The 20,288-nt window shown below is 73.6% G+C and carries 17 protein-coding genes and 1 pseudogene; 6 read left to right on the top strand and 12 right to left on the bottom strand.

Annotated elements, in window-relative coordinates:
* Positions 1–473: 473 nt before the first annotated feature.
* Positions 474–2,471 (top strand): N-acetylmuramoyl-L-alanine amidase, encoded by a 1,998-nt coding sequence (locus J7I94_RS12520; RefSeq protein WP_374198381.1) that lies wholly within the window; start codon positions 474–476, stop codon positions 2,469–2,471.
* Positions 2,472–2,474: 3 nt separating this feature from the next.
* On the opposite strand, the gene J7I94_RS12515 is transcribed toward J7I94_RS12520, so the two are convergent.
* The 7 genes from J7I94_RS12515 to J7I94_RS12485 all read right to left on the bottom strand — a co-directional run bounded on the left by J7I94_RS12515 (position 2,475) and on the right by J7I94_RS12485 (position 9,607).
* Positions 2,475–2,972, bottom strand: a complete 498-nt coding sequence (locus J7I94_RS12515) for a hypothetical protein (protein ID WP_215167132.1) — start codon at positions 2,970–2,972, stop codon at positions 2,475–2,477.
* A gap of 81 nt (positions 2,973–3,053) precedes the next feature.
* On the bottom strand, positions 3,054–3,965 hold the full coding sequence (locus J7I94_RS12510; RefSeq protein ID WP_215167131.1) for a universal stress protein: 912 nt from the start codon (positions 3,963–3,965) through the stop codon (positions 3,054–3,056).
* A gap of 154 nt (positions 3,966–4,119) precedes the next feature.
* On the bottom strand, positions 4,120–4,362 hold the full coding sequence (locus J7I94_RS12505; RefSeq protein ID WP_215167130.1) for a DUF397 domain-containing protein: 243 nt from the start codon (positions 4,360–4,362) through the stop codon (positions 4,120–4,122).
* A gap of 157 nt (positions 4,363–4,519) precedes the next feature.
* The gene (locus tag J7I94_RS12500; protein ID WP_215167129.1) at positions 4,520–4,711 is read right to left on the bottom strand and encodes a DUF2795 domain-containing protein; all 192 of its coding nucleotides are present in this window, start codon (positions 4,709–4,711) and stop codon (positions 4,520–4,522) included.
* A 147-nt stretch (positions 4,712–4,858) separates the two neighbouring features.
* Complete coding sequence (locus J7I94_RS12495) at positions 4,859–6,436, bottom strand: NAD(P)/FAD-dependent oxidoreductase (RefSeq protein WP_215167128.1); 1,578 nt, start codon at positions 6,434–6,436, stop codon at positions 4,859–4,861.
* A gap of 324 nt (positions 6,437–6,760) precedes the next feature.
* A complete protein-coding gene (locus J7I94_RS12490) occupies positions 6,761–9,007 on the bottom strand; it encodes a serine/threonine-protein kinase (RefSeq protein WP_215167127.1) in 2,247 nt (748 codons plus the stop codon).
* Positions 9,008–9,196: 189 nt separating this feature from the next.
* Complete coding sequence (locus tag J7I94_RS12485) at positions 9,197–9,607, bottom strand: ferredoxin (protein ID WP_215167126.1); 411 nt, start codon at positions 9,605–9,607, stop codon at positions 9,197–9,199.
* 135 nt (positions 9,608–9,742) lie between these two features.
* On the opposite strand from J7I94_RS12485, the gene J7I94_RS12480 reads away from it, so the two are divergent.
* The 4 genes from J7I94_RS12480 (at position 9,743) to J7I94_RS12465 (ending at position 12,604) form a co-directional block, all read left to right on the top strand.
* On the top strand, positions 9,743–10,147 hold the full coding sequence (locus tag J7I94_RS12480) for a ChaB family protein (protein WP_215167125.1): 405 nt from the start codon (positions 9,743–9,745) through the stop codon (positions 10,145–10,147).
* A 36-nt stretch (positions 10,148–10,183) separates the two neighbouring features.
* Entirely contained in the window at positions 10,184–10,543 is a 360-nt protein-coding gene (locus J7I94_RS12475; protein WP_215167124.1) for a DUF6479 family protein, read from the top strand.
* A gap of 68 nt (positions 10,544–10,611) precedes the next feature.
* Complete coding sequence (locus tag J7I94_RS12470) at positions 10,612–10,962, top strand: hypothetical protein (RefSeq protein ID WP_215167123.1); 351 nt, start codon at positions 10,612–10,614, stop codon at positions 10,960–10,962.
* Positions 10,963–11,008: 46 nt separating this feature from the next.
* Positions 11,009–12,604, top strand: coding sequence for a cytochrome bc complex cytochrome b subunit (locus J7I94_RS12465; protein ID WP_215167203.1), 1,596 nt, complete (start codon positions 11,009–11,011; stop codon positions 12,602–12,604).
* On the opposite strand, the gene J7I94_RS12460 is transcribed toward J7I94_RS12465, so the two are convergent.
* The 4 genes from J7I94_RS12460 to J7I94_RS12445 all read right to left on the bottom strand — a co-directional run bounded on the left by J7I94_RS12460 (position 12,571) and on the right by J7I94_RS12445 (position 18,285).
* Positions 12,571–12,990, bottom strand: a complete 420-nt coding sequence (locus J7I94_RS12460) for a cytochrome c oxidase subunit 4 (RefSeq protein ID WP_215167122.1) — start codon at positions 12,988–12,990, stop codon at positions 12,571–12,573. The genes J7I94_RS12465 and J7I94_RS12460 overlap by 34 nt on opposite strands.
* The gene (ctaD, locus tag J7I94_RS12455) at positions 12,987–14,663 is read right to left on the bottom strand and encodes a cytochrome c oxidase subunit I (RefSeq protein ID WP_215167121.1); all 1,677 of its coding nucleotides are present in this window, start codon (positions 14,661–14,663) and stop codon (positions 12,987–12,989) included. The genes J7I94_RS12460 and ctaD overlap by 4 nt, the downstream gene beginning before the upstream one ends.
* A gap of 211 nt (positions 14,664–14,874) precedes the next feature.
* Positions 14,875–16,194, bottom strand: coding sequence for an aromatic acid/H+ symport family MFS transporter (locus tag J7I94_RS12450; RefSeq protein WP_215167120.1), 1,320 nt, complete (start codon positions 16,192–16,194; stop codon positions 14,875–14,877).
* 102 nt (positions 16,195–16,296) lie between these two features.
* Positions 16,297–18,285, bottom strand: a complete 1,989-nt coding sequence (locus J7I94_RS12445) for a LamG-like jellyroll fold domain-containing protein (RefSeq protein WP_215167119.1) — start codon at positions 18,283–18,285, stop codon at positions 16,297–16,299.
* A 186-nt stretch (positions 18,286–18,471) separates the two neighbouring features.
* Here J7I94_RS12445 and J7I94_RS12440 point away from each other — a divergent pair, with 186 nt between their 5' ends.
* Complete coding sequence (locus tag J7I94_RS12440; protein ID WP_215167118.1) at positions 18,472–19,419, top strand: methionyl-tRNA formyltransferase; 948 nt, start codon at positions 18,472–18,474, stop codon at positions 19,417–19,419.
* Positions 19,420–19,501: 82 nt separating this feature from the next.
* Here the strand turns inward: J7I94_RS12440 and J7I94_RS12435 are convergent.
* Positions 19,502–20,288 (bottom strand): annotated as a pseudogene (locus tag J7I94_RS12435) (hyaluronate lyase); the annotation flags it as partial.

Here is a 20,288-nt window from a genome sequence, read left to right as displayed (position 1 = left end):
GATCCAGAGGTCCGCGGTGTCTCCGCAGGGACACACCGCGGGCCTTTCGCGCGCCTGCCGCCGGGGGCGGCCAGCGGGCCTTTCGGGTGCCTGCTGCCGGGGGTGGCCGGTGGGCCTTTTCGGGGTCCTCCCGCCGAAAACGGCCAGCGGACCCTCTCGGGTACCTCCCGACGGAGACGGCCAGCGGACCCTCTCGGGTACCTCCCGCCGGGCACAGTCACCGAGCCCTTCTGTGCCTCCCGTCGGCGCAGCCATCAGACCCGCCGGGTACCTCCCGCCGACACGGCCGGCGGTCTACTCCACTGACGCCGCCCAGGCCCGCGAACCGCCGCCCGGAAACCGTCCCGTCCCTTCGCTGACGTGGGAAGTCCGGGGCGGGTGGGCGTGATTGACGGATCGTCGGACCGCCGGGTACCACTGACGGACGCCCGGCCCGCACGTCCCGCCAACGCCCCACGTCACAGGAGGCTGTCTTGCGAGGATCCGCCCCCGGCCCCGCTTCCGTCCCCGTCGGAAGACGCCGTCGCGTCCTGCCCGTCGCGGCGGTGCTGCTGCCGCTGCTCGGCGCCGCCCCGCCCACCGGCCCGGCGTCCGCCTCCGCGTCCGTCTCCGTCCCCTCCGCCATGTCCGCCTCCGCGTCCGCCCCGGACGGTCTCCAGCGGGCGTTCGCCGCCGCGGCGGCCGAGTACCGGGTGCCGCAGAGCGTGCTGCTGGGTGTCTCCTACCTCCAGTCCCGCTGGGACGCGCACGGCGGTGCGCCGAGCGTGACCGGAGGGTACGGCCCGATGCACCTCACCGACGCCCGCACCGCCCTGGCCGGCGCCTCCTCGCACCACGACGAGGGCACCGAGGACCCGCGCGGCGACGACGCCCGGCCCGCGCTGCGCCCCGAGCCGGCCGCACCGGTGACCGAAGCGCTGCCGGCCCGGCTGTCCACCCTGCCCCGGGCGGCCGGGCTGACCGGGCTGAGCGCCCAGGCGCTGCGCACCGACCCGGCCGCCAACGTGGCCGGCGGTGCCGCGCTGCTGGCCGCCGCCCAGCGGGACCTGGGCGAGCCCCTGAGCGCCGAGCCGGCCGACTGGTACGGGGCTGTGGCCCGTTTCTCCGGTGCCGACGACACCGCGACCGCGTCGGCGTACGCCGATGACGTGTACGCGGTGATCCGGGCCGGCGAGCGGCGCACGACGGACGCGGGCCAGCGGGTGGTGCTGGCCGCCCGGCCCGACGTGGCCCCGGAGACCGGACAGTTGGCGCGCACCGGGCTGCGTACGGCGTCGGCGGCCGGCACCGAGTGCCCGCGCACCGTCTCCTGCGAGTGGATACCGGCGCCGTACGAGGAGTTCGGGGACGGCGACTACGGCAACCACGACCTGGGCGACAGGCCCGCCTCGCAGCGCGTCCGGTACATCGTCGTGCACGACACCGAGGGCGCCTGGGACGGCGTGCTGAACATGGTGCGGGACCCCACCTACGTCTCGTGGAACTACACGCTGCGCTCCACCGACGGCCACATCGCCCAGCACGTGAAGGCCAAGGACGTGGCCTGGCACGCGGGCAACTGGTACGTCAACGCGGGCTCGATCGGGCTGGAGCACGAGGGGTTCCTGGCGCAGCCGGACGCCTGGTACACGGAGGCGATGTACCGGTCGTCGGCGCGGCTGGTGAAGTACCTGGCGAAGAAGTACGGCATCCCGCTGGACCGGCAGCACGTCCTGGGCCACGACAACGTGCCCGGCCCGACCACGTCCACGATCCCCGGCATGCACACCGATCCGGGCCCGTACTGGGACTGGGCGCACTACTTCCGGCTGCTGGGCCGGCCCTTCCAGGCGACCGCCGGGAAGAACGCCGCGGTGGTGACGATCCGCCCCGGCTACGCGGCCAACCGGCCGGTGTTCACGGGCTGCGAGAACGCGGGCGAGCCGTGCGCGGGGCACGGTTCGAGCGCGGTGCGGCTGTACTCCGACCACTCCGAGGACGCGCCGCTGATCAAGGACATCGGCCTGGGCACGGCACCGACGACGGGCGTGAACGACCTGTCCTCCCGGGTGTCCACCGGTCAGCAGTACGCGGTGGCCGGCCGGTGGGGGGACTGGACGGCCATCTGGTACTTGGGCCAGAAGGCGTGGTTCAGGAATCCTCCGTCCCGGCCCACCGCCGTGCCCGCTAAGGGCACGACGGTGACGGCGCGGGAAGGAGCGGAGAGCGTCCCGGTGTACGGGCGTGCCTATCCCGAGGCGTCGGCCTATCCGGAGGGGGTGCCCGTCCAGGCGGTGTCCCCGCTGCCGTACCGGCTGCCCGCGGGCCAGAAGTACGTGGTCGGTGACGAGGTCCCCGGCGAGTACTACTACGCGGTCACCTTCTCCGAGGACTCGCACCAGGTGGTGACCGGCGAGGACCGGTACTACGAGATCCAGTACGGCCACCGGGTGGCGTACGTGCGCGCCGCCGATGTGGAGGTCGTGCGCTGAGCCTCAGCCCTGCTGGAACAGTTCCGCCGGGAGCGGTTTCAGCAGGGCGTACAGGTCGTCGGTGATGGGGCGGTCCCAGGCGGCGATGGTCACCAGGACGTTGTCGCTGCGGTCGAACTGCACGCAGGAGATCCGGCTCTCGGAGAGCTTCAGGCGGCGCACGATCAGGAGGTTGTCGCCCTGCATCACGGGGGTGTCCTCGGTGCCGACGACGGTCACCTCCTCGTCGTTCTCCAGGGCCAGCAGCAACTGGGCGACCTCGAACGGGATCTCCCCCTCGGGGACCTCGCGGGCCGGGGAACCCTCCGGCAGATTGCCGATGATCATCGCGGGGCCGCGGCCGCCGAACAGGTCGTAGCGCAGGAAGACGCCCTGGCACGTGCCGTCCGGGGCGGGCAGCAGGCCGGCGCCCAGATTGCCGGGCCAGTCACCCGGGTCCATGGCCAGTACGTCGAAGTCGGGCCCGGCGGGCGTGGCGCTGCGGCGGCGGAGGAACGACATGCCGCCCATGGTACGTGGTCGCGCCCGACGGGCCCGGTGCCCTCGGCCGGTCAGGGGGAAGGGGTCCGGGGGGGGCGCGGGTCACTCCTCCGGCGGTGCGGGCGGCACCACCGCGACCGGGGCGGCGGCGTGCAACAGCACGGCGTGGGCGACCGAGCCCATCATCCGGGCCGGGGCCAGCAGGCGCCGCCGGTGGCGGCCGACGACGACCAGGTCGGCGTCGGCGGAGGCGGCGACGAGGTTGCCGGCGGCGTCGCCCGGCACGGCGTGCGTCTCGGCCCGGACGCCGGGGTGCCGTCCGCGGTGGGGGGCGAGCAGGCCGTCGGCGAGGACCCGGGTCTCGCTCGCCACGGCGACCTCGTCGATGACCGGGGCCACCGCCTGGCCGGGGGCCGTCATCCAGGTCTGCACCGGCCACGGGTAGGCGGCGACCACCTGGAGGCGGGCGTCGCGCAGCGCGGCCTCGGTGAAGGCGAAGGCGAGGGTGGCCTCGTCGGGGCTGTCGACGTGCAGTCCGACGACCACGCGGGGGCCGGGCCCGGCCGGTGCGGTGCCGTGGACCTCGCAGCCGGGGCGGGGCACCACGACGACGGGGCACTCCGCGTCGCGGGCGGCGGCCAGCGAGCTGGAACCGAGCAGCAGACTGGTGAAACCGCCGCGGCCCCGGGAGCCGAGCACCAGCAGCTGGGCCTCGGCGCCGAGTTCCGGCAGGGCGGCGGCGGGCACGCCGTCCGCGCCGACGTACTCGACGGCCGGTCCGCCGTCCTGGTGTTCCCGCAGGCGGGCGCGGGCCGCGTCGAGGACGGGGTCGTCGTCCGGGTCGGGCGGCGGGACGACGGCCAGGACCTCGGGCTGTGCCCAGGCGGCGTACTGCCGCACGTGCACCACCCGCAGGGGGGCGTCGCGTCTGCGGGCGGCGTCCCGGGCCCAGTCCAGGGCGCGCAGACTGTCGTCCGAACCGTCGGTCGCGGCGACGACGGGCAGAGTGCTCATGGGTCCCTCACCTCCGGGGAGTACGGCCTCCTCCCCCCGGGCCGGCCGCGCTCGGGCGTGGTCCGGAAGGAGTGCTCAAGGTCGCGTGTCCGGAAAAACGGGCGGAACACCACCTTCGGCGCGACCGGTCGGCCCACCCGCGCCGCCGGGCGTCTCAGGTGAGGTCGAACTCCCCTTCCCGCGCTCCCGACATGAAGGCCCCCCATTCGTCGGGGGTGAAGATCAGGGAAGGGCTTTCCGGGCGGGCACTGTTGCGCATGGCGATGAAACCCTCGACGAAGGCGATCTGGACATCGCCCCGGCCACGGCTGCTGGACTGCCAGTGCGCGTTGCTGAGGTCCAGCTCCGGCTTGTCCCAGCCGATGAGCGGGCGCTGGTGGGTGGTGGTCTCGGCCACGTCCGTGCTCCTCCCGATTGCGTCGTCCGCGGGTCAGCCTAGCGATCGGGTGCAACCGCCAACAGGCCGTACGGGCGGGACCTTTCGGGAGCGGGCCGGTCCGTCGCGGGCGCGGATCACCGGCCCGGTGCGCCGGGCCGGCCGGCCCGCCCGGCGCCTAATGGTCGAAGACGGCCTTCTGCACCTCGTTGGGCCCGTCGAAACTGTCCTTCTTCAGTCCGTCGAGCCGGCTGACGACCTTGTCGTCGGCCTTGTTCTTGCGGGCGCAGTCGACGAGCGACTTCTTGTCCGCCGGGTAGTCCGCGCCTCTGAGGGCCTTCTGCAGGTCGATGGGGCTGAGGTCAGCCATGGCGGCCTCCTTGTCGTACGGAGTTACGCATACTGCGCGTAGTGCTTTTAATGCGTGCGGATTGTCCGCTATGTCGCGGTACCCGTTCCGTCGCGGCACATGCGCCCCTCAGTGCGTCGGGTCAGTACATCGAGTCAGTACGTCGGCTCAGTACGTCGGGCTCTCCAGGACGGCCATGGCCGCGTTGTGCCCGGGTACCCCGCTCACCCCGCCGCCGCGGACCGCGCCGGCGCCGCACAGCAGGACGTTCGGGTGCGAGGTCTCCACGCCCCAGCGGCCGGTGCCTTCCTGGGCGTACGGCCAGGTCAGCTCGCGGTGGAAGATGTTGCCGCCGGGCAGCCCGAGGTCGCGCTCCAGGTCGAGCGGGGTTTTCACCTCGACGCAGGGGCGGCCGTCCGCGTCGGTGGCCAGGCAGTCGGCGAGGGGCTCGGCCAGGTGGGCGTCGAGCTGGGCCAGGGTCGCCCGGAGCAGGTCCTGCCGCACGGTGTCGTGGTCCCGGGCGAAGAGCCGGGCGGGGGTGTGCAGGCCGAACAGGGTGAGTGTGTGGTGGCCCCGCCCGGCGAGGTCCGGGCCGAGGATCGTGGGGTCGGTGAGCGAGTGGCAGTAGATCTCCGAGGGCGGGGCGGCAGGAGGCTCGCCGGCCGTCGCCTGGGCGTGGGCGGCCGCCAGTTGCCGGTAGCCCTCGGCGACGTGGAAGGTCCCCGCGAACGCCTCCCGGGGGTCGACCGCCGGGTCGCGCAGGGCGGGGAGCCGCGTCAGCAGCATGTTCACCTTGAGCTGCGCGCCCTCGGCGGGCGGCGGAGGAGGAGCGCCGGTCAGCTCCGCCAGCGCCTGCGGGGAGGCGCCGAACAGGACGTGGCGGGCGGCGGCGACGCCCTCGCCGTCGGCCGTGCGCCAGGTGACCTCGGCCGACCGGCCGTCGGTGTCGACGCGTACCGCCTCGTGGCCGGTGGCGAGCACGGCGCCCGCGTCGCGCGCCGCCGCGGCCAGCGCGTCGGTGAGCGCGCCCATGCCGCCGACCGGTACGTCCCAGGCACCGGTGCCGCCGCCGATCACGTGGTACAGGAAGCAGCGGTTCTGTCGGAGGGACGGGTCGTGGGCGTCGGCGAAGGTGCCGATCAGGGCGTCGGTGAGGACCACGCCGCGTACCAGGTCGTCGGCGAAGTGCTCCTCGATCGCGACGCCGACCGGCTCCTCGAACAGGGACCGCCAGGCCGTCTCGTCGTCGACCCGGCGGCGCAGTTCCGCCCGGGTGGGCAGGGGCTCGGTGAGGGTCGGGAAGACCTTGCGGGCGACGCGGCCGGTCATGCCGTAGAACCGCCGCCAGGCCGCGTACTCCCGCTCGCCGCCGGTGAGCCGGGCGAAGGAGGCGCGGGTGCGCCGCTCGTCCCCGCCGACCAGCAGACCGGTGGGCCGCCCGTCCCGCTCCACGGGTGTGTACGAGGAGACGGTACGGGGCCGGAGGCGGAAGTCGAGGCCGAGGTCCCGGACGATCTTCGCGGGCAGCAGGCTGACCAGGTAGGAGTAACGGGACAGCCGGGCGTCGACCCCGGCGAACGGCCGCGTGGACACGGCCGCGCCCCCGGTGCGGGCCAGCCGCTCCAGCACCAGGACCGAGCGTCCGGCGCGGGCCAGGTAGGCGGCGGCGACCAGGCCGTTGTGGCCTCCGCCGACGATGACGACGTCGTGTCCGCGCGTGCCGCGCTGCGTGGTCATGGCGGTCATGGGGTCATGGCGGTCATGGCGGTCATGGCTCTTGGTAGCACGCGTCGTTCGGCCCCGCCAGAAGGCCGAGGGGCGCCGGACGGTCAGCGACCGCCCGGCTCGGGGCTCGGGCGCGGCGAGGGCCTGGCCGCGCTCGGCTCACCTGGGGCTGCCCCACGGCCACCCGCGTACGACGTACTCGGCACGGGCCCGGTGGTGCTGCCCCGCGGTACGACTCCAACCGCGCTGCCGCAGCGAGACCACCCCGCGCCGCGCCTGGCCCAGCGCGGTCCGAGGGTGCTGGTGCCGGGCCGTCTCCCCCGGCCCCGCCTGCCGACGGCCCGGTCAGCGGCCCTCCGGCGCCTGCCGCTTCTGCGGCGTCGCCCCGCGATGAAGCTCTCTCGCCTCGGCGGTCCGGCCCAGCTGCTCCAGACAGTGCGCCTCGTCCTCGCGGGCGGCGGCCGTGTCGGGGTGGTCGGCGCCCAGGACGCGTTCGCGGGCCGCGGTCACCCGACGGTACGCGGTCAGCGCGGACTCCCAGCGGCCCAGCCAGCCCAGGCCGACGGCGACCTCGCGGCGGCTGACGAGGGTGTCGGGATGGTCGGGGCCGAGGACGCGTTCGCGGGTCGCGGCCACCGCGCGGGACTCGGCGAGCGCCTCCTCCCAGCGGCCGAGCCGGCCGAGGTTGACGCCGATGCCGTGCCGGGCGCGCAGGGTCTCGGGGTGGTCCGCGCCCAGGACGCGGGCGCGGTCGTCGGCCAGTTCGCGGTACAGGGCGAGCGCCTCGCCGCTGCGGCCGAGCCGGCCCAGGCTGATGCCGGTCTCGTAGCGCGCGGCGAGGGTGTCGGGGTGATCGGCGCCCAGCACCCGGGCGCGGGCGGCGGCGACGCCCCGGTAGGTGGCGAGCGCCTCCTTCCAGCGGTCCAGCTGGCCCAGCGCGTACGCCACCTCGTAGCGGGTGACGAGGGTGTCGGGGTGGTCGGCGCCCAGCACCCGGGCGCGGGCGCCGGCGACGTCGGCCGCCATCCGGTGGGCGTCCGCCCAGCGGCCGAGCCGGCCGAGGCTGAAGGCGAGGTTGTGGCGGCAGCGCAGGGTGTCGGGGTGGTCGGCGCCCATCGTGTGCTCCCGGGCGGCGAGGACGGCGGCGTACACCTGGTGGGCGTCGGCGTGCCGGCCCAGCCGTCCCAGGACGTACGCCATCTCCTGGCGGACGGCGAGGGTGTCGGGGTGGTCGGGGCCGAGGACGCGGATCCTGGCCTCGGCCACCCGCTTGTAGACGCGGAGGGCGTCGGCGGGGCGTCCGGTGCGACTGAGGGCGAAGGCGGCCTCGTAGTGGCTGGCGAGGGTGTCGGAGTGGTCGGGGCCGAGGAGGCGCTCGCGGGCTGCGGCGACCGTCCGGTGCACCTCGCCGGCCTCGGTCCAGCGGCCCAGCCGGCCCAGCCGCAGGCCGACGTGGTGCCGGGCGGCCAGGGTGGCGGCGGTCTCCGGCCGCGGGCCGGGGTGCCGGCCGGCGACGGGCTCGTCGGCGGGCCGCGCGGGCCGCCCCTCGGACGCGCCGCCCGCTTCCCCGCCCGGACCGGACGCCCCGGAACCGCCGCCGGCCACCGCTCCGGAGCCGGCCGAACCGTCGGCCGTGCCCCGGGCGTACGTCCAGGACGGCGGACCCGCCGCGCGTCCGGCCGGCTGGGGTGCCCGCGGCCGGACCGCGACGGCGGTCGGCACGTACGCCGGCGCGGTGCGGCCGGCCGCGATCCGGCGGCCCAGCTCCCGGGCGTCGCCGGGGCGCTGCTCGGGCCGTTTGGCCAGCAGGTCCAAAATGATGCGCTCCAGGTAACCGGGCAGGTCGGGCCGGTGACCGCGGGGCGGCAGCGGCGGCGTGTCGCGGTGGCCGGCGAGCACCGCCCAGGGATCGTCCAGGTCGAACGGCGGCACTCCGGTGGCCAGTTCGTACAGCACGCAGCCGAGCGAGTACAGGTCGCTGCGCCGGTCGACCTCCGTGCCGCCGATCTGCTCCGGGGACATGTAGTGCGGGGTGCCCATGGCGACGCCCGTGCCGGTGAGCCGGGCGGTGAACCCCACGTCGTGGCCGAGCCGGGCGATGCCGAAGTCGCAGATCTTCACCGTGCCGTCGGCCAGCCGCACCATGTTGGCGGGTTTCAGGTCCCGGTGCACGATGCCCTGCTCGTGGGTGTAGGCGAGGGCGGCGGCGACCTGTTCGGCGATGTCGACGACGTCGGTGACCGCCAGCGGATGGTGCTTGTTGTCCTCCAGGAGCTGACTGAGGTTGCGGCCCTCCAGCAGTTCCATGACCAGGAACAGCACCCCGTCGAAGTCACCGAAGTCGTGCACCACGGTCACCCCGCGGTGCTGGAGCGCGGCGGCCACCCGGGCCTCGCGGCGGAACCGCTCCCGCAGCACCCGGGTGAAGGAGTGGTCCTCCTGCGCGGCGAGCGGTTTCAGGCACTTGACGGCCACCCGGCGGCCCAGCGACTCGTCGCGGGCCCGCCACACCTCCCCCATCCCACCGCGTCCGATCAGGTCGAGCAGCCGGTACCGGCCTTGGATCAGCGTGCCGTCCCCCGTGGACCCCATGGACCCCATAGAAGCGCGCCCCCGTCGCTGTCGCTCCGCCCTCCCCTGGCCCGTCCAGTATGGCGGTCTATGGGCCTGGTTTGTACGGGGCCGGGGGCGCCCACGGTCCGACGCGCTCCTCGGCGCGGTGCCGGTGCGACGCGGACCGCGGCCGGCCGTGGGCCGGCCGTCCCCCGGGCGGGGCGCGGGTCAGCGCAGGGTGTCGAGGAACGCCCCGCACGCCTTGGCGCAGTCCCGGCACGCCGCGGCGCTGTCCTCCGCGCCCGGCTGCCGGTCGAAGACCTGCGCGCTCTCCAGGCACACCTGCCGGCACCACTCCAGCTGGACGCGTATCGCCTCCTCGTCCACCTGGGTCTGCTCGGACAGCACCCGGCAGGTCGCGTCGCACACCTCGGCGCACATGATGCCCTTGCGCCGCACGAGTTCCTGGTTCTCCGTGCCGTCCGGGTCCACGAGGCTCGCCCGCAGCGCGCACACCCGGGCACACTCGGTGCACGCCTGTGCGCATGCGAAGCGGTCCTCGAGGAACTGGAACAGCTCCTGCTGCGAACTGGTCGAACTGGGCGAGCCGGTCGAAGTGGTCGAAGTCGTGGAAGTCACACCGGGCGGGTTGCCGCCGCGGCCCGCGCCAAACCCGCCGAGCCCGGTGTTCCCAAGGCCTCCGGCCTGTTTTCCGCCACCTGCCCCGGGCACTCGTTCACCCTCCGGAAGCGACGATGAACGGAGGTGGACGACATGCCGGGACGACAGGAACTGCCGTCGACCCTGGAGCGGTCTCCCCGGGAGGCCCAGCGCACCTGGATCAAGGCGCACGACTCGGCCGTGCGGGAGTACGGCGAGGGCGAGCGCGCGCACCGGGTGGCGTACGGCGCGCTGAAGCACACGTACGAGAAGGTCGGCGACCACTGGGAGCGCAAGGAGGGCGGCCGCAAGGGCCCCTCGGACCCGCGGTCGGCCCGCCCCCGGGGGCAGGGCGGGCGCAGCGGCGAGGGTGTCGACGAGAAGGCGACCAAGCAGCACCTGTACGACGTCGCCAAGCGGCTCGGCGTCGAGGGGCGGTCGCGGATGTCGAAGGAGGAGCTGCTCGGCGCGATCCGCAAGGCGAACCGTTCGCAGACGCGATCCGCGCGGACGAGCTGAGGGGTTCGTGGCGGGCACCGGGGGTACTCGGCGCCCATGACTAGCGCATGGATGGAGATGGCCGCGAGCAACGGCGCCATGGGCGTCGGACTGGTCGTGGCGGCTTTCGTGGTCGTGGCGCTGCTGATCGGCGCCTTCGCTGTCGGCATCCGCGTCAAGCGCCGGGAGTCGCCGCCGCCGACCCCGGACGAGCAGCCGCACATGCCCGCGGGCGGACCGGTCCGCGAGACACGGGAGAGCAGGGCGCCGGACGAGGTGCCCCGCGGTGACGAGCGGCTGCTGCCGCACGAGCTCCATCGCCAGAGCAGCCGCTCCGCCCCGGGGCAGCCGCGGCGCCGCTGGGACGAGGGCAGCAGCGGTTCGTTCGGCAGCGGCGGCCCGGGCGGCGGTCACTGAACGCCCCGGTCACCACGTTGCGCCGAGGTGCCCCGACGAGGAAGTGGCTGAACGAGGAAGTGAGAACCATGGCCGACCCCGCCCACAACGCCCTGCCGCTGCCCGACTACGACCATCTGCCGCTCGGCAGCCTGGAGAGCCGGGTGCGGTCGCTGGGCACGGACGAGGTGGAGGAACTGCTCGCCTACGAGCGGTCGCACGCCGACCGGCTGCCGGTGACGGAGCTGCTGGCGTCCCGTCTGGAGCAGTTGCAGGCGGGTGCGGTGCCGACCTCCGGCGACCCCGGTGCCCTGCGCCCCGAGCAGAGCCGGGGCCACGGCGGCTCCCCCGTCTCCCCCGCGACCTCTCCGCAGCCGTTCGGCGCACCGCCGCACGGCACCCCGGACCAGCGCGGCAAGCCGAAGGGCGACCGGAGCTAGTCCGCGCGGTTTCCGGCACGGACCCACGGGAAACCCATGGTCCGTGCTGCCGCTGAACAGGAGAAGGGCCCGCGCCGGTGCGCGGGCCCGTCGCGTGGGTGAGCGTCTCGCCGACCGGGCCGACGCGCGGCTGCCCGTCCTGGAGGGCGGGCGGCTGCTGCGCAAGGCGTTCCCTGACCACTGGTCGTTCCTGCTGGGCGAGCTGGCCCTGTACTCATTCGTGGTCCTGCTGCTCACCGGCGTCTGGCTGACCCTGTTCTTCGACCCCTCGATGACCGAGAGCGCGTATGGCGGTTCCTACCGGCCGCTGCTCGGGGTGCGGATGTCGCAGGCGTACCGCTCGACGCTGGACATCAGCTTCGAGGTGCGCGGCGGGCTGCTGATCCGGCAGCTGCACCACTGGGCGGCGCTGGTGTTCCCGGCGGCGATCGGGGTCCATCTCCTGCGGGTCTTCTTCACGGGCGCGTTCCGCCGTCCGCGCGAGGCCAACTGGGTGATCGGTGTGACGCTGTTCCTGCTGGCCCTCGCCGAGGGGTTCGCCGGGTACTCGCTCCCGGACGACCTGCTGTCCGGCACCGGCCTGCGGATCGCGCAGGGCATCATGCTGTCGGTCCCGGTGGCGGGGACGTACGTCAGCATGTTCGTGTTCGGCGGCGAGTTCCCCGGCCAGGACGTCGTCCCGCGCCTGTACTCGCTGCACATCCTGCTGCTGCCCGGACTGCTGCTGGCGCTGGTCTCCGCCCATCTGATCCTGGTCTTCCACCTGAAGCACACCCAGTGGGCGGGCCGGGGCCGCACCGAGCGCAACGCCGTGGGCAAACCCATGTTCCCGCAGTTCGCGGCGAGTTCCACGGGCCTGTTCTTCCTCGTCTTCGGGGTGCTGACCCTGTTGGCGGGGGTGGCGCAGATCAACCCGGTGTGGGCGTACGGCCCCTACCGCGCCGACCTCGTCTCCACCGGGTCGCAGCCCGACTGGTACGTCGGCTTCCTGGAGGGCTCGCTGCGGCTGGTGCCGCCGTGGGAGACGGTGGTGGCCGGGCACACGGTGATGTGGAACGTCCTGCTGCCCGCGCTCGTCCTGCCCGGACTGCTGTTCGCGGTGCTGTACGCCTACCCGTTCTTCGAGCGGTGGGTGACGGGCGGTCAGGAGGAGCGCCACCTCGCCGACCGGCCCCGGGACGAGCCGGTGCGGACGGGCCTCGGGGTCGCGGCGATCGCGTTCTACGCGGTGCTGACGGCGGCCGGCGGCAACGACGTCCTCGCCCACATCTTCGACGTCTCGCTCAACCTGCTGACCTGGGTGTTCCGGGTGGCCCTCGTGGTGTTGCCGCCGGTCGCGTTCATGGCGGCCAAGCGCGTCTGCCTGGCGCTCCAGGAGACGGACCGGGAGCGGCTGGCCGAGGGCGCGGAGACGGGCGAGGTGCGCCAGACCCTGGCGGGAGGCTACGCCGAGCGGCATGAACCGCTCGACGAGGAGCACAGGTACGTGCTGTACGGACGGAAGCCGCCCGAGCCGCCGGCGCCCGAGGAGGCCGAGGCCGAGGGACGGGCGGGGCGGCTGCGGGCCACCTTGAGTTCCTGGTACTCCGACGACCGGGCCGGCACGCCTCAGCCGTCCGACGGCGACGCCCTGGAACGCTGACCCTCGCGCCGCGCGTACTGGAAGACGATGCCGAGCACCCCGGGGGCGAGCACGCCGAGGCCCAGCAGCGCCAGCCACAGCCCGTAGACCACGCCGAGGGCGAGGAGGAGGGCGCCCAGCGCGGTGACGAGGGGCCAGGGGCTGTGCGGTGAGAAGAAGTCCAGCGGTCCGGCGGTGTCGAGGACCTCGGCGTCCCGGTGGTCCTGCGCCCGGAAACCGTGCCTGCGGTACTGGACCCGGCAGAAGAACGCGACGAGCGCCGCCATCAGGAAGGCGACGGTCAGGACGGCGGTGCCGGCCGGTTCGGCGGAGAACCAGCCGTAGCCGGCGGCGGTGACCGCGAAGAACAGCGCCACCCCGGTGAACAGTCGGTACTCGGTCTTCACTGCACGTGCCTCTGGTCGTGTCGGCTGATGTCGGGGTGGTGCAGGTCGAACGCCGGGGACTCGGAGCGGATGCGGGGCAGCGCGTGGAAGTTGTGGCGCGGAGGCGGGCTGGAGGTCGCCCACTCCAGGGACCGCCCGTAGCCCCAGGGGTCGTTCTCCCGCACGGCGCGGCCGTGGTGGCGGGTGTGCCACACGTTGTAGAGGAACGGCAGGGTGGACAGGCCGAGCAGGAACGCCCCGATGGAGCTGACGGTGTTGAGGAGCGTGAAGCCGTCCGCCGCCAGATAGTCGGCGTAGCGGCGGGGCATGCCCTGTTCACCGAGCCAGTGCTGGACGAGGAAGGTGGTCTGGAAGCCCGCGAACAGCGTCCAGAAGTGGACCTTCCCCAGGCGTTCGTCGAGCATCCGGCCGGTGAGCTTGGGCCACCAGAAGTAGAAGCCCGCGAACATGGCGAAGACGACGGTGCCGAACAGCACGTAGTGCAGGTGGGCGACGATGAAGTACGAGTCGGTGAGGTGGAAGTCGAGCGGCGGGGAGGCGATGAGGACGCCGCTCATGCCGCCGAGCAGGAAGGTCACCAGGAAGCCGCAGGACCACAGCATCGGCGTCTCGAAGGAGAGCGATCCTCTGGCCATCGTGCCGATCCAGTTGAAGAACTTGACCCCGGTGGGCACGGCGATCAGGAACGACATCAGGGAGAAGAAGGGCAGCAGCACGGCGCCGGTGGCGAACATGTGGTGGGCCCAGACCACGGCGGAGAGCATGGTGATGGCGATGGTGGCGCCGATCAGGCTGACGTAGCCGAAGATCGGTTTGCGGCTGAACACCGGGATGATCTCGGAGACGATGCCGAAGAACGGCAGCGCGACGATGTACACCTCGGGGTGGCCGAAGAACCAGAACAGGTGCTGCCAGAGCAGGGCGCCGCCGCTGGGGGCGTCGAAGATGTGCGCGCCGAACTTCCGGTCCGCCTCCAGCGCGAACAGCGCGGCCGTGAGCACCGGGAAGGCGGGGAGCACCAGGATGGACGTGAACAGCACGTTCCAGGTGAAGATCGGCATCCGGAACATGGTCATGCCGGGGGCGCGCAGGCACAGGATCGTGGTGATGAAGTTGACCGCGCCGAGGGTGGTCGACACCCCGGACAGGACCAGGCCCATGGTCCACAGGTCGCCGCCGGTGCCGGGGCTGAAGACGGGCCCGTTCAGCGGGGCGTAGGCGAACCAGCCGAAGGCCGCCGCTCCCCCGGGCGTCAGGAACCCGGCGACCACCATCAGCCCGCCGAACAGGTACAGCCAGTACGACAGGGCGTTGAGCCGGGGGAAGGCGACGTCCGGGGCGCCGATCTGGAGCGGCATCACGGCGTTGGCGAACCCGGCGAACAGCGGGGTCGCGAAGAGCAGCATCATGATGGTGCCGTGCACGGTGAAGAGCTGGTTGTACTGGTGGCTGGTGACCAGTTGCAGCCCCGGGCGGGCGAGTTCGGCGCGCATCAGCATCGCGAGCAGGCCGCCGAAGAGGAAGAAGCCGAAGGCGGTCGTCAGGTAGAGGTTGCCGATGACCTTGTGGTCGGTGGTCGTCGTCCACCGCACCAGGGCCCGGCCGAGGGTCCGGTTCGTCCGGGCGGGCCGGCGTGCTCCGCGCGGCTCCACGGTCGTGCTGTCCACCGCCATGCGGCGGAGGGTACCCAGTGATCGGGGGGCCGTCGCACGGCCACGCCGTCGGGATCGGCCACGGTGGTGCCGACGATCACTCCGCGGTGCGCGCGGTTGGGCAGCGGCCGGCCGGAGCGCAGCCGCCGACCGGGGCCCGGGCCGGGGGCCGTGCAGCGCCCAGTCGTGGGGGAAGCGGTCGAAGGACCAGTACTGCCCCCGGCGGGCGGGGTCAGGCCTCGTGCGCCGTGCCCGCCGGGGCCGGCCGGTGGGCGGTGGGCTCGGTGGTGTGCCGGGTGGCAGCGGCCCGCGGGGCCGGCGGGGCCAGGGACACGACGACCGCGCCCACCGCCGCGACGGCCGCGAAGAGGGCGAAGCTCCAGCCGATGCCGGCGTCGGAGGCGAGCAGCAGGCCGCCGACCGAGGGGCCGAGGATGCCGCCGAGCCGGCCCACCCCGAGCGACCAGCCGATGCCCGTGGCGCGGGCCGGCGCCGGGTAGGAGCGGGTGACATGGGCGTTGAGCATGTTCATCGTGCCGATCGCCCCGAACCCGCTGACGGCGACGAGTACGTACGTCAGCGCCACGGGTCCGCGCACGCTCAGCAGGGCCACGCACAGCGCGCCGAGCGCGAAGGCGCCCACGACCACGTACTTGGAGCCGACGCGGTCGGCGAGCCGGCCGGCCAGGAGCGAGCCCACGATCGAGCCGAGGTTGAACACGAGCAGGAAGGAGAGCGCCGAGCCGAGCGGGTAACCGGCCTCCCGCATCAGCTCCGGCAGCCAGGTGTTCATCCCGTACACCAGCAGCAGCGCGGCGAAGGCGGCGGTCCAGAACAGCAGGGTGCGACGGGTCAGGCCGCCGGTGAACAGGGCCCGGACACCCGCGTGTCCGGTGCTCGGCGGGGGTTCGGGGACGGTGCGGCCGAGCCGTGCGGCCAGGGCGCGCGCCTCGTCGAGCCGCCCGCGGCCCACCAGGTGCTCGACGGACTCGGGGAGGTAGCGCAGCGCCAGCGGCACCACGAGGACGAGGGGGGCCGCGCCGATGACGTACATCACCCGCCAGCCCGCGTCCTCCACCAGCCGGATGGCGAGCGCGGAGGCGAGGATGCCGCCGACGGCGTAACCGGACTGCATGGCCATGTAGGTGAGGTTGCGCCGGCGGGCGGGCGCGTACTCGATGGTCAGCGCGGTCGCCGCGGGCAGTACGGCGCCCAGGCCCAGGCCGGTGAGGAAGCGCAGCACCATGAAGGTGTCCGGGTCCTGGGCGGCGGCGCACGCGGCGGTCAGCAGGGAGAAGGCGGTGAGTCCGCCGATCAGGGTGCGGCGGCGGCCGAGGCGGTCCGCGAGGGAACCGGCGAGCAGGGAACCCAGCAGCATGCCGACGAGCGCGCTGGACGCCAGCCGCCCGGCCTCGGCCGGTCCGATCCCCCACTCGTCCATGAGCGCGGAGACGGTGGTGCCGTAGACGACGAGGTCGTACCCGTCGAACGCGACCGCGGCCCCGCACAGACCGATGACCAGTGGCGTACGCAGTCGACGCGCGACCAGCATGCTTTCTTACCCTCCCTGGGGACGTGGACAGGCATGCCGAGGAGGCGGCCGTGAGCCGCCACCCCCTCGGCAGGGAAAGTAAGGCTAGCCTAAGTCCATGGGTCAGGCGTTCATGAACTGCCCCGGCTTCAGCGCCCGGCCGCTGATCCGTACGTCGCCGATGGTGCCGTGGAACACCTGGCTGACGGTGTCGGCCCACTGGTACCCGCCCAGCAGGAACGGCAGGCCGAGGGCGGTCAGGCCGACGGCCTTGGAGGTGGGATTGCGGCCCTCCTCGCAGCCGTTGACGTAGAGCTTGCTGATCCGGCCGTCGTTGACGACGGCGACGTGCCACCACTCTTCCCTCTGGAGCAGGTGGCTCCAGGCGGTCGTGGCGCCGTCCTGGTTGAGCGGGTAGGCGTTCCACTGCAGTTCGATGGAGCTGGACAGGCCGAGGCTGAGGATGGGCTCCTCCGCGGTGGCGGTCGGCCCGTTCTTGCCGGCCGCGGCGGCGGTGCCCGCGCGGCTGAGCATCGCCGACCAGCCGTTGCGGCCGCCGTCCCAGTCGGCGGGCACCTTGAAGAACACCTCGAAGGTGTAACCGCGTGCGAACGTCTCGCGGTTGAGGGGGGCGCTGTCGACCGTGCGCAGATAGCTGCCGCTGACCGGGTTGCCCTGCCCGGCGAAGACCAGGCCGGCGTGGGCCGGCTGGTCGGGGTGGTGGTCGTCGGTGCGGACGAGGGCGTGCGCGGGGGTGCCGGGCACGGTACGGAGTTCCAGGTCGTTGCCGTTGCCGCTCCGGTCCTTGAACACCGTGCCCGCGGCGACGTCGGTGCCGGCGGCGCCCTCGTCGAACCGCCAGTAGGCGAGCGTGCCGGGCAGCAGCATCCGGCGGGCGGGGCGGGCCTTGCGGGGCGGCACCGGCGCGAAGCCGGAGAACCGCTCGTCGAAGTCGATCCCCATGGAGAACCGGTCGACGGCGGAGGTGAGTTCCAGCTCCCGCGCCGCGAGCGTGTTCAGCTCCCCGTCCGCCGCCAGTTCGCGGATCCACGGGGAGAAGGTCGCGACGTCGATCCGGCCGCGGTCGAGGTCGAAACGGTACGAGCGGACCATGCCGGCGCCGCCGTAGTACCGGTCCTGGTAGTTGGTGATGTGCAGGTGTACGTCGTGACCGGCGTCGTTCTTCATGACGGTGCTGCCGGGCGGCCAGTAGTGCCCGTTGAGGGTGAGGAAGATCTGGTCGTTGCCCTTGATGAGCTTGTCCCACAGCTGCTGTCCGTAGCCGGACAGGCCGGCCGTGCCGTCGTCGTAGGAGCCGACGATCTCGTGGGTGGTGACGATCACCGGCAGCGTCGGGTTGTCGGCGATGACGGCGTTGGCCCAGGCGAAGCCGGACTCCGACAGCCGCCAGTCCAGGGCGAGCAGCATCCAGTCCCGGCCGCCGGCGCGGAAGACGTGCGCGGTGTTGTAGCCGTCGGGGCTGGAGGCGTGGTGGCTGGGCCGCTTCTCCGCCCGGGCGACGCTGAAGGTGTCCAGGTACGGGGTGTCACCGCGCTGGTCGTCGTCGCTGACGTCGTGGTTGCCGGCCAGCACGCCGTAGGAGGCGCCCGCGCGGTCCAGCAGGTCGAAGACCTCGGTCGCCGCGGCGTACTCCTCGGCGAGCCCGTTGTTGGTCACGTCGCCCAGGTGGGCCAGGAAGACGATGTTCTCGTCGTTGCCGCCCGCGCGGCCCTCGGGGTCCAGGACCCAGCGGAAGGACGCCTCCACCGGGGCCGGGTGGATGCGGTCCTGGTCGAACATGTACTGGGTGTCGGGCATCACCACGACGGTGAACCGGGGGCTGTCCGGGTCCGGACTCCACTTGCCCTTCGGCCCCCGGGACGTCGTGGTCCGGCCGTAGGGGTCGTCGTCCGCGCCCTGGCCGCCGTGGCCGGCACCGGCCGCGTGCGCGGGGGCCGCCGCCAGCAGCCCGGCCGCGCCCGCGCCCGCGCCGAGGGCGCCCGCCCGCTGGAGGAACGCGCGGCGGCTCGACGCGGCGACGCCGTCACCGTCGGGGTCCGCGGTGACGGGGCACGCGCAGCCGGATGGGTGCGCGTCGACAGGTCTGTGCATGATCACTCCCGTACTCGTCGTTCGAACGGGCGCACGCTAACGACGGCTCGGGAACGGCAGACCCGCACACCGGAGTCCGGATACCGAACGCTGCCCCAACAGCACACAGCAGCCGCCCCATTGTGCCGTTAGGTAAGCCTTGCTTTACTCAAACCCAGTCAAGTGCCGTTCCTGGGAGGAACCTCCATGCGGGTCGTCATGTTCGGCTACCAGACCTGGGGACACCGGACGCTGCGGGCCCTCCTGGACTCCGACCACGACGTGGTCACGGTCGTGACCCACCCCAGGAGCGAGCACGCCTACGAGAAGATCTGGAGCGACTCCGTCGCCGACCTGGCCGCCGCCCACGGCGTCCCCGTCGTCATCCGCGACCGGCCCGACGACGAGGAACTGGTCGGCCTCCTGGAGAAGGCGGAGCCGGACATCATCGTGGCCAACAACTGGCGCACCTGGATCCCCCCGCGCGTCTACTCCCTGCCCCGCCACGGCACGCTCAACATCCACGACTCGCTGCTGCCGAAGTACGCCGGCTTCTCGCCCCTCATCTGGGCGCTCCTCAACGGGGAGCCGGAGGTCGGGGTCACCGCCCACATGATGAACGAGGAACTCGACGCGGGTGACATCGTCGTCCAGCGCGCCGTCCCCGTCGGGCCGGCGGACACGGCGACCGACCTCTTCCACAAGACCGTCGACCTCATCGCCCCGGTCACCATCGGCGCCCTGGACCGCATCGCCGCCGGGGAGACCGAGTTCACCCCGCAGGACCGCTCCCAGGCGTCCTTCTTCCACAAGCGCGCCGAGGAGGACATCCGGATCGACTGGGACTGGCCGGCGGAGGACCTCCACCGTCTGATCCGCGCCCAGTCCGCCCCGTATCCGGCGGCGTTCACCTTCCACAAGGGCAGGCGCCTGGAGATCCTTGCCGCCTTCGTGTCCCGGGGCCGCTACGGCGGCACCCCCGGCCGCGTCTTCTACCGGGAGGGCGACGGCGTCGTGATCGTCGCCGGAGCCGACGCCCGCAGGGGCCGCAACCACGGCCTCGCCCTCACCCGCGTACGGACCGAGGAGGGCCGCGAGTGCCCCGCGGCCGAGTACTTCACCACGATGGGCGGCTACCTCACCAGCCGGCCCTGAGCGGCCTGGCACACACACGCCGCGGCGTCCGTACGGCGTTCCGGTCGCCGAGCCTGAGCCGGGCCGCGGCAGGCGGCGGTGGTCACGGCTGTCCGGCCGGTGAGGAGCGGACGGGTTCCCCCTCCGCCGTCCTCGGGGACGGCACCGGCAGCCGGGAGGCCAGCGCGGTGGCGGTGCGGCCCAGGGGCGTGGCCATGATGCCGGCGACGGTGGTGTGCCCGGCGATGTAGGCGTCGAGGTGGTGCCACGCCCAGGGCAGGCGGGTCAGGGCGGTGTGGGCGAGGCCGGGGGTCCGGAAGAACAGGCGCATCAGTGCGCCGCTGGCGCGCATCTCGACGCCGAGGGTCTCGTCGATCCGGCGGCCGTAGTCGCGGGTGGCCGCGGCGGCCTGCTCGGCGTCGGTGGCGGCGACGCGGACGGCGGCCCGTCCCGCCATGTCCCCCGAGCGCAGGGCGTAGGAGATGCCCTCGCGCGACCAGTGGTCCAGGAGGGCCGCGGCGTCCCCCGCGACCAGTACCCGCCCGCGGGCCAGCGGGGAGCCGGGGCGGCGGCACCGGGTGAGGTGGCCGGTGTCGTGGAGGGGGCGGGGGCCGAGCAGGCCGTGGCGGCCGAGGAAGTCCTCCTTGTAGGCGCGCAGGGCGGCCGGGTTGCCGCGGGCGGCCACCACCCCGGCCGTGCAGACGTCCCCCTTGGGGAAGATCCAGCCGAACGAGCCCGGCAGCGGCCCCCATTCCATCAGCAGCCGGCCCTGCCAGCGACCGGCCGTCCGTTCGCCGACCGGCACCTCGGCCTCCAGGGCGAGGTCGACCTGCGCGCACTCGACCCCCACGTACCGGGCGACCCGGCTCGCGCTGCCGTCCGCGCCGACG

The organism is Streptomyces sp. ISL-12, assembly GCF_018614415.1.
In the GTDB taxonomy this organism is placed as follows: domain Bacteria; phylum Actinomycetota; class Actinomycetes; order Streptomycetales; family Streptomycetaceae; genus Streptomyces.
This window is presented reverse-complemented; position numbering and strand designations above follow the sequence as displayed.

Coding starts and splice junctions, on each gene's coding strand:
- J7I94_RS12515 (WP_215167132.1), bottom strand. CDS start 2,972: ATGTCGTTCCTCCGCCGCCGCAGCGCCACGCCCGCCGGGCCCGACTTC.
- J7I94_RS12510 (WP_215167131.1), bottom strand. CDS start 3,965: ATGAGCACTCTGCCCGTCGTCGCCGCGACCGACGGTTCGGACGACAGT.
- J7I94_RS12500 (WP_215167129.1), bottom strand. CDS start 4,711: ATGGCTGACCTCAGCCCCATCGACCTGCAGAAGGCCCTCAGAGGCGCG.
- J7I94_RS12495 (WP_215167128.1), bottom strand. CDS start 6,436: ATGACCGCCATGACCACGCAGCGCGGCACGCGCGGACACGACGTCGTC.
- J7I94_RS12490 (WP_215167127.1), bottom strand. CDS start 9,007: ATGGGGTCCACGGGGGACGGCACGCTGATCCAAGGCCGGTACCGGCTG.
- J7I94_RS12480 (WP_215167125.1), top strand. CDS start 9,743: ATGCCGGGACGACAGGAACTGCCGTCGACCCTGGAGCGGTCTCCCCGG.
- J7I94_RS12475 (WP_215167124.1), top strand. CDS start 10,184: ATGACTAGCGCATGGATGGAGATGGCCGCGAGCAACGGCGCCATGGGC.
- J7I94_RS12470 (WP_215167123.1), top strand. CDS start 10,612: ATGGCCGACCCCGCCCACAACGCCCTGCCGCTGCCCGACTACGACCAT.
- ctaD (WP_215167121.1), bottom strand. CDS start 14,663: ATGGCGGTGGACAGCACGACCGTGGAGCCGCGCGGAGCACGCCGGCCC.
- J7I94_RS12450 (WP_215167120.1), bottom strand. CDS start 16,194: ATGCTGGTCGCGCGTCGACTGCGTACGCCACTGGTCATCGGTCTGTGC.
- J7I94_RS12445 (WP_215167119.1), bottom strand. CDS start 18,285: ATGCACAGACCTGTCGACGCGCACCCATCCGGCTGCGCGTGCCCCGTC.
- J7I94_RS12440 (WP_215167118.1), top strand. CDS start 18,472: ATGCGGGTCGTCATGTTCGGCTACCAGACCTGGGGACACCGGACGCTG.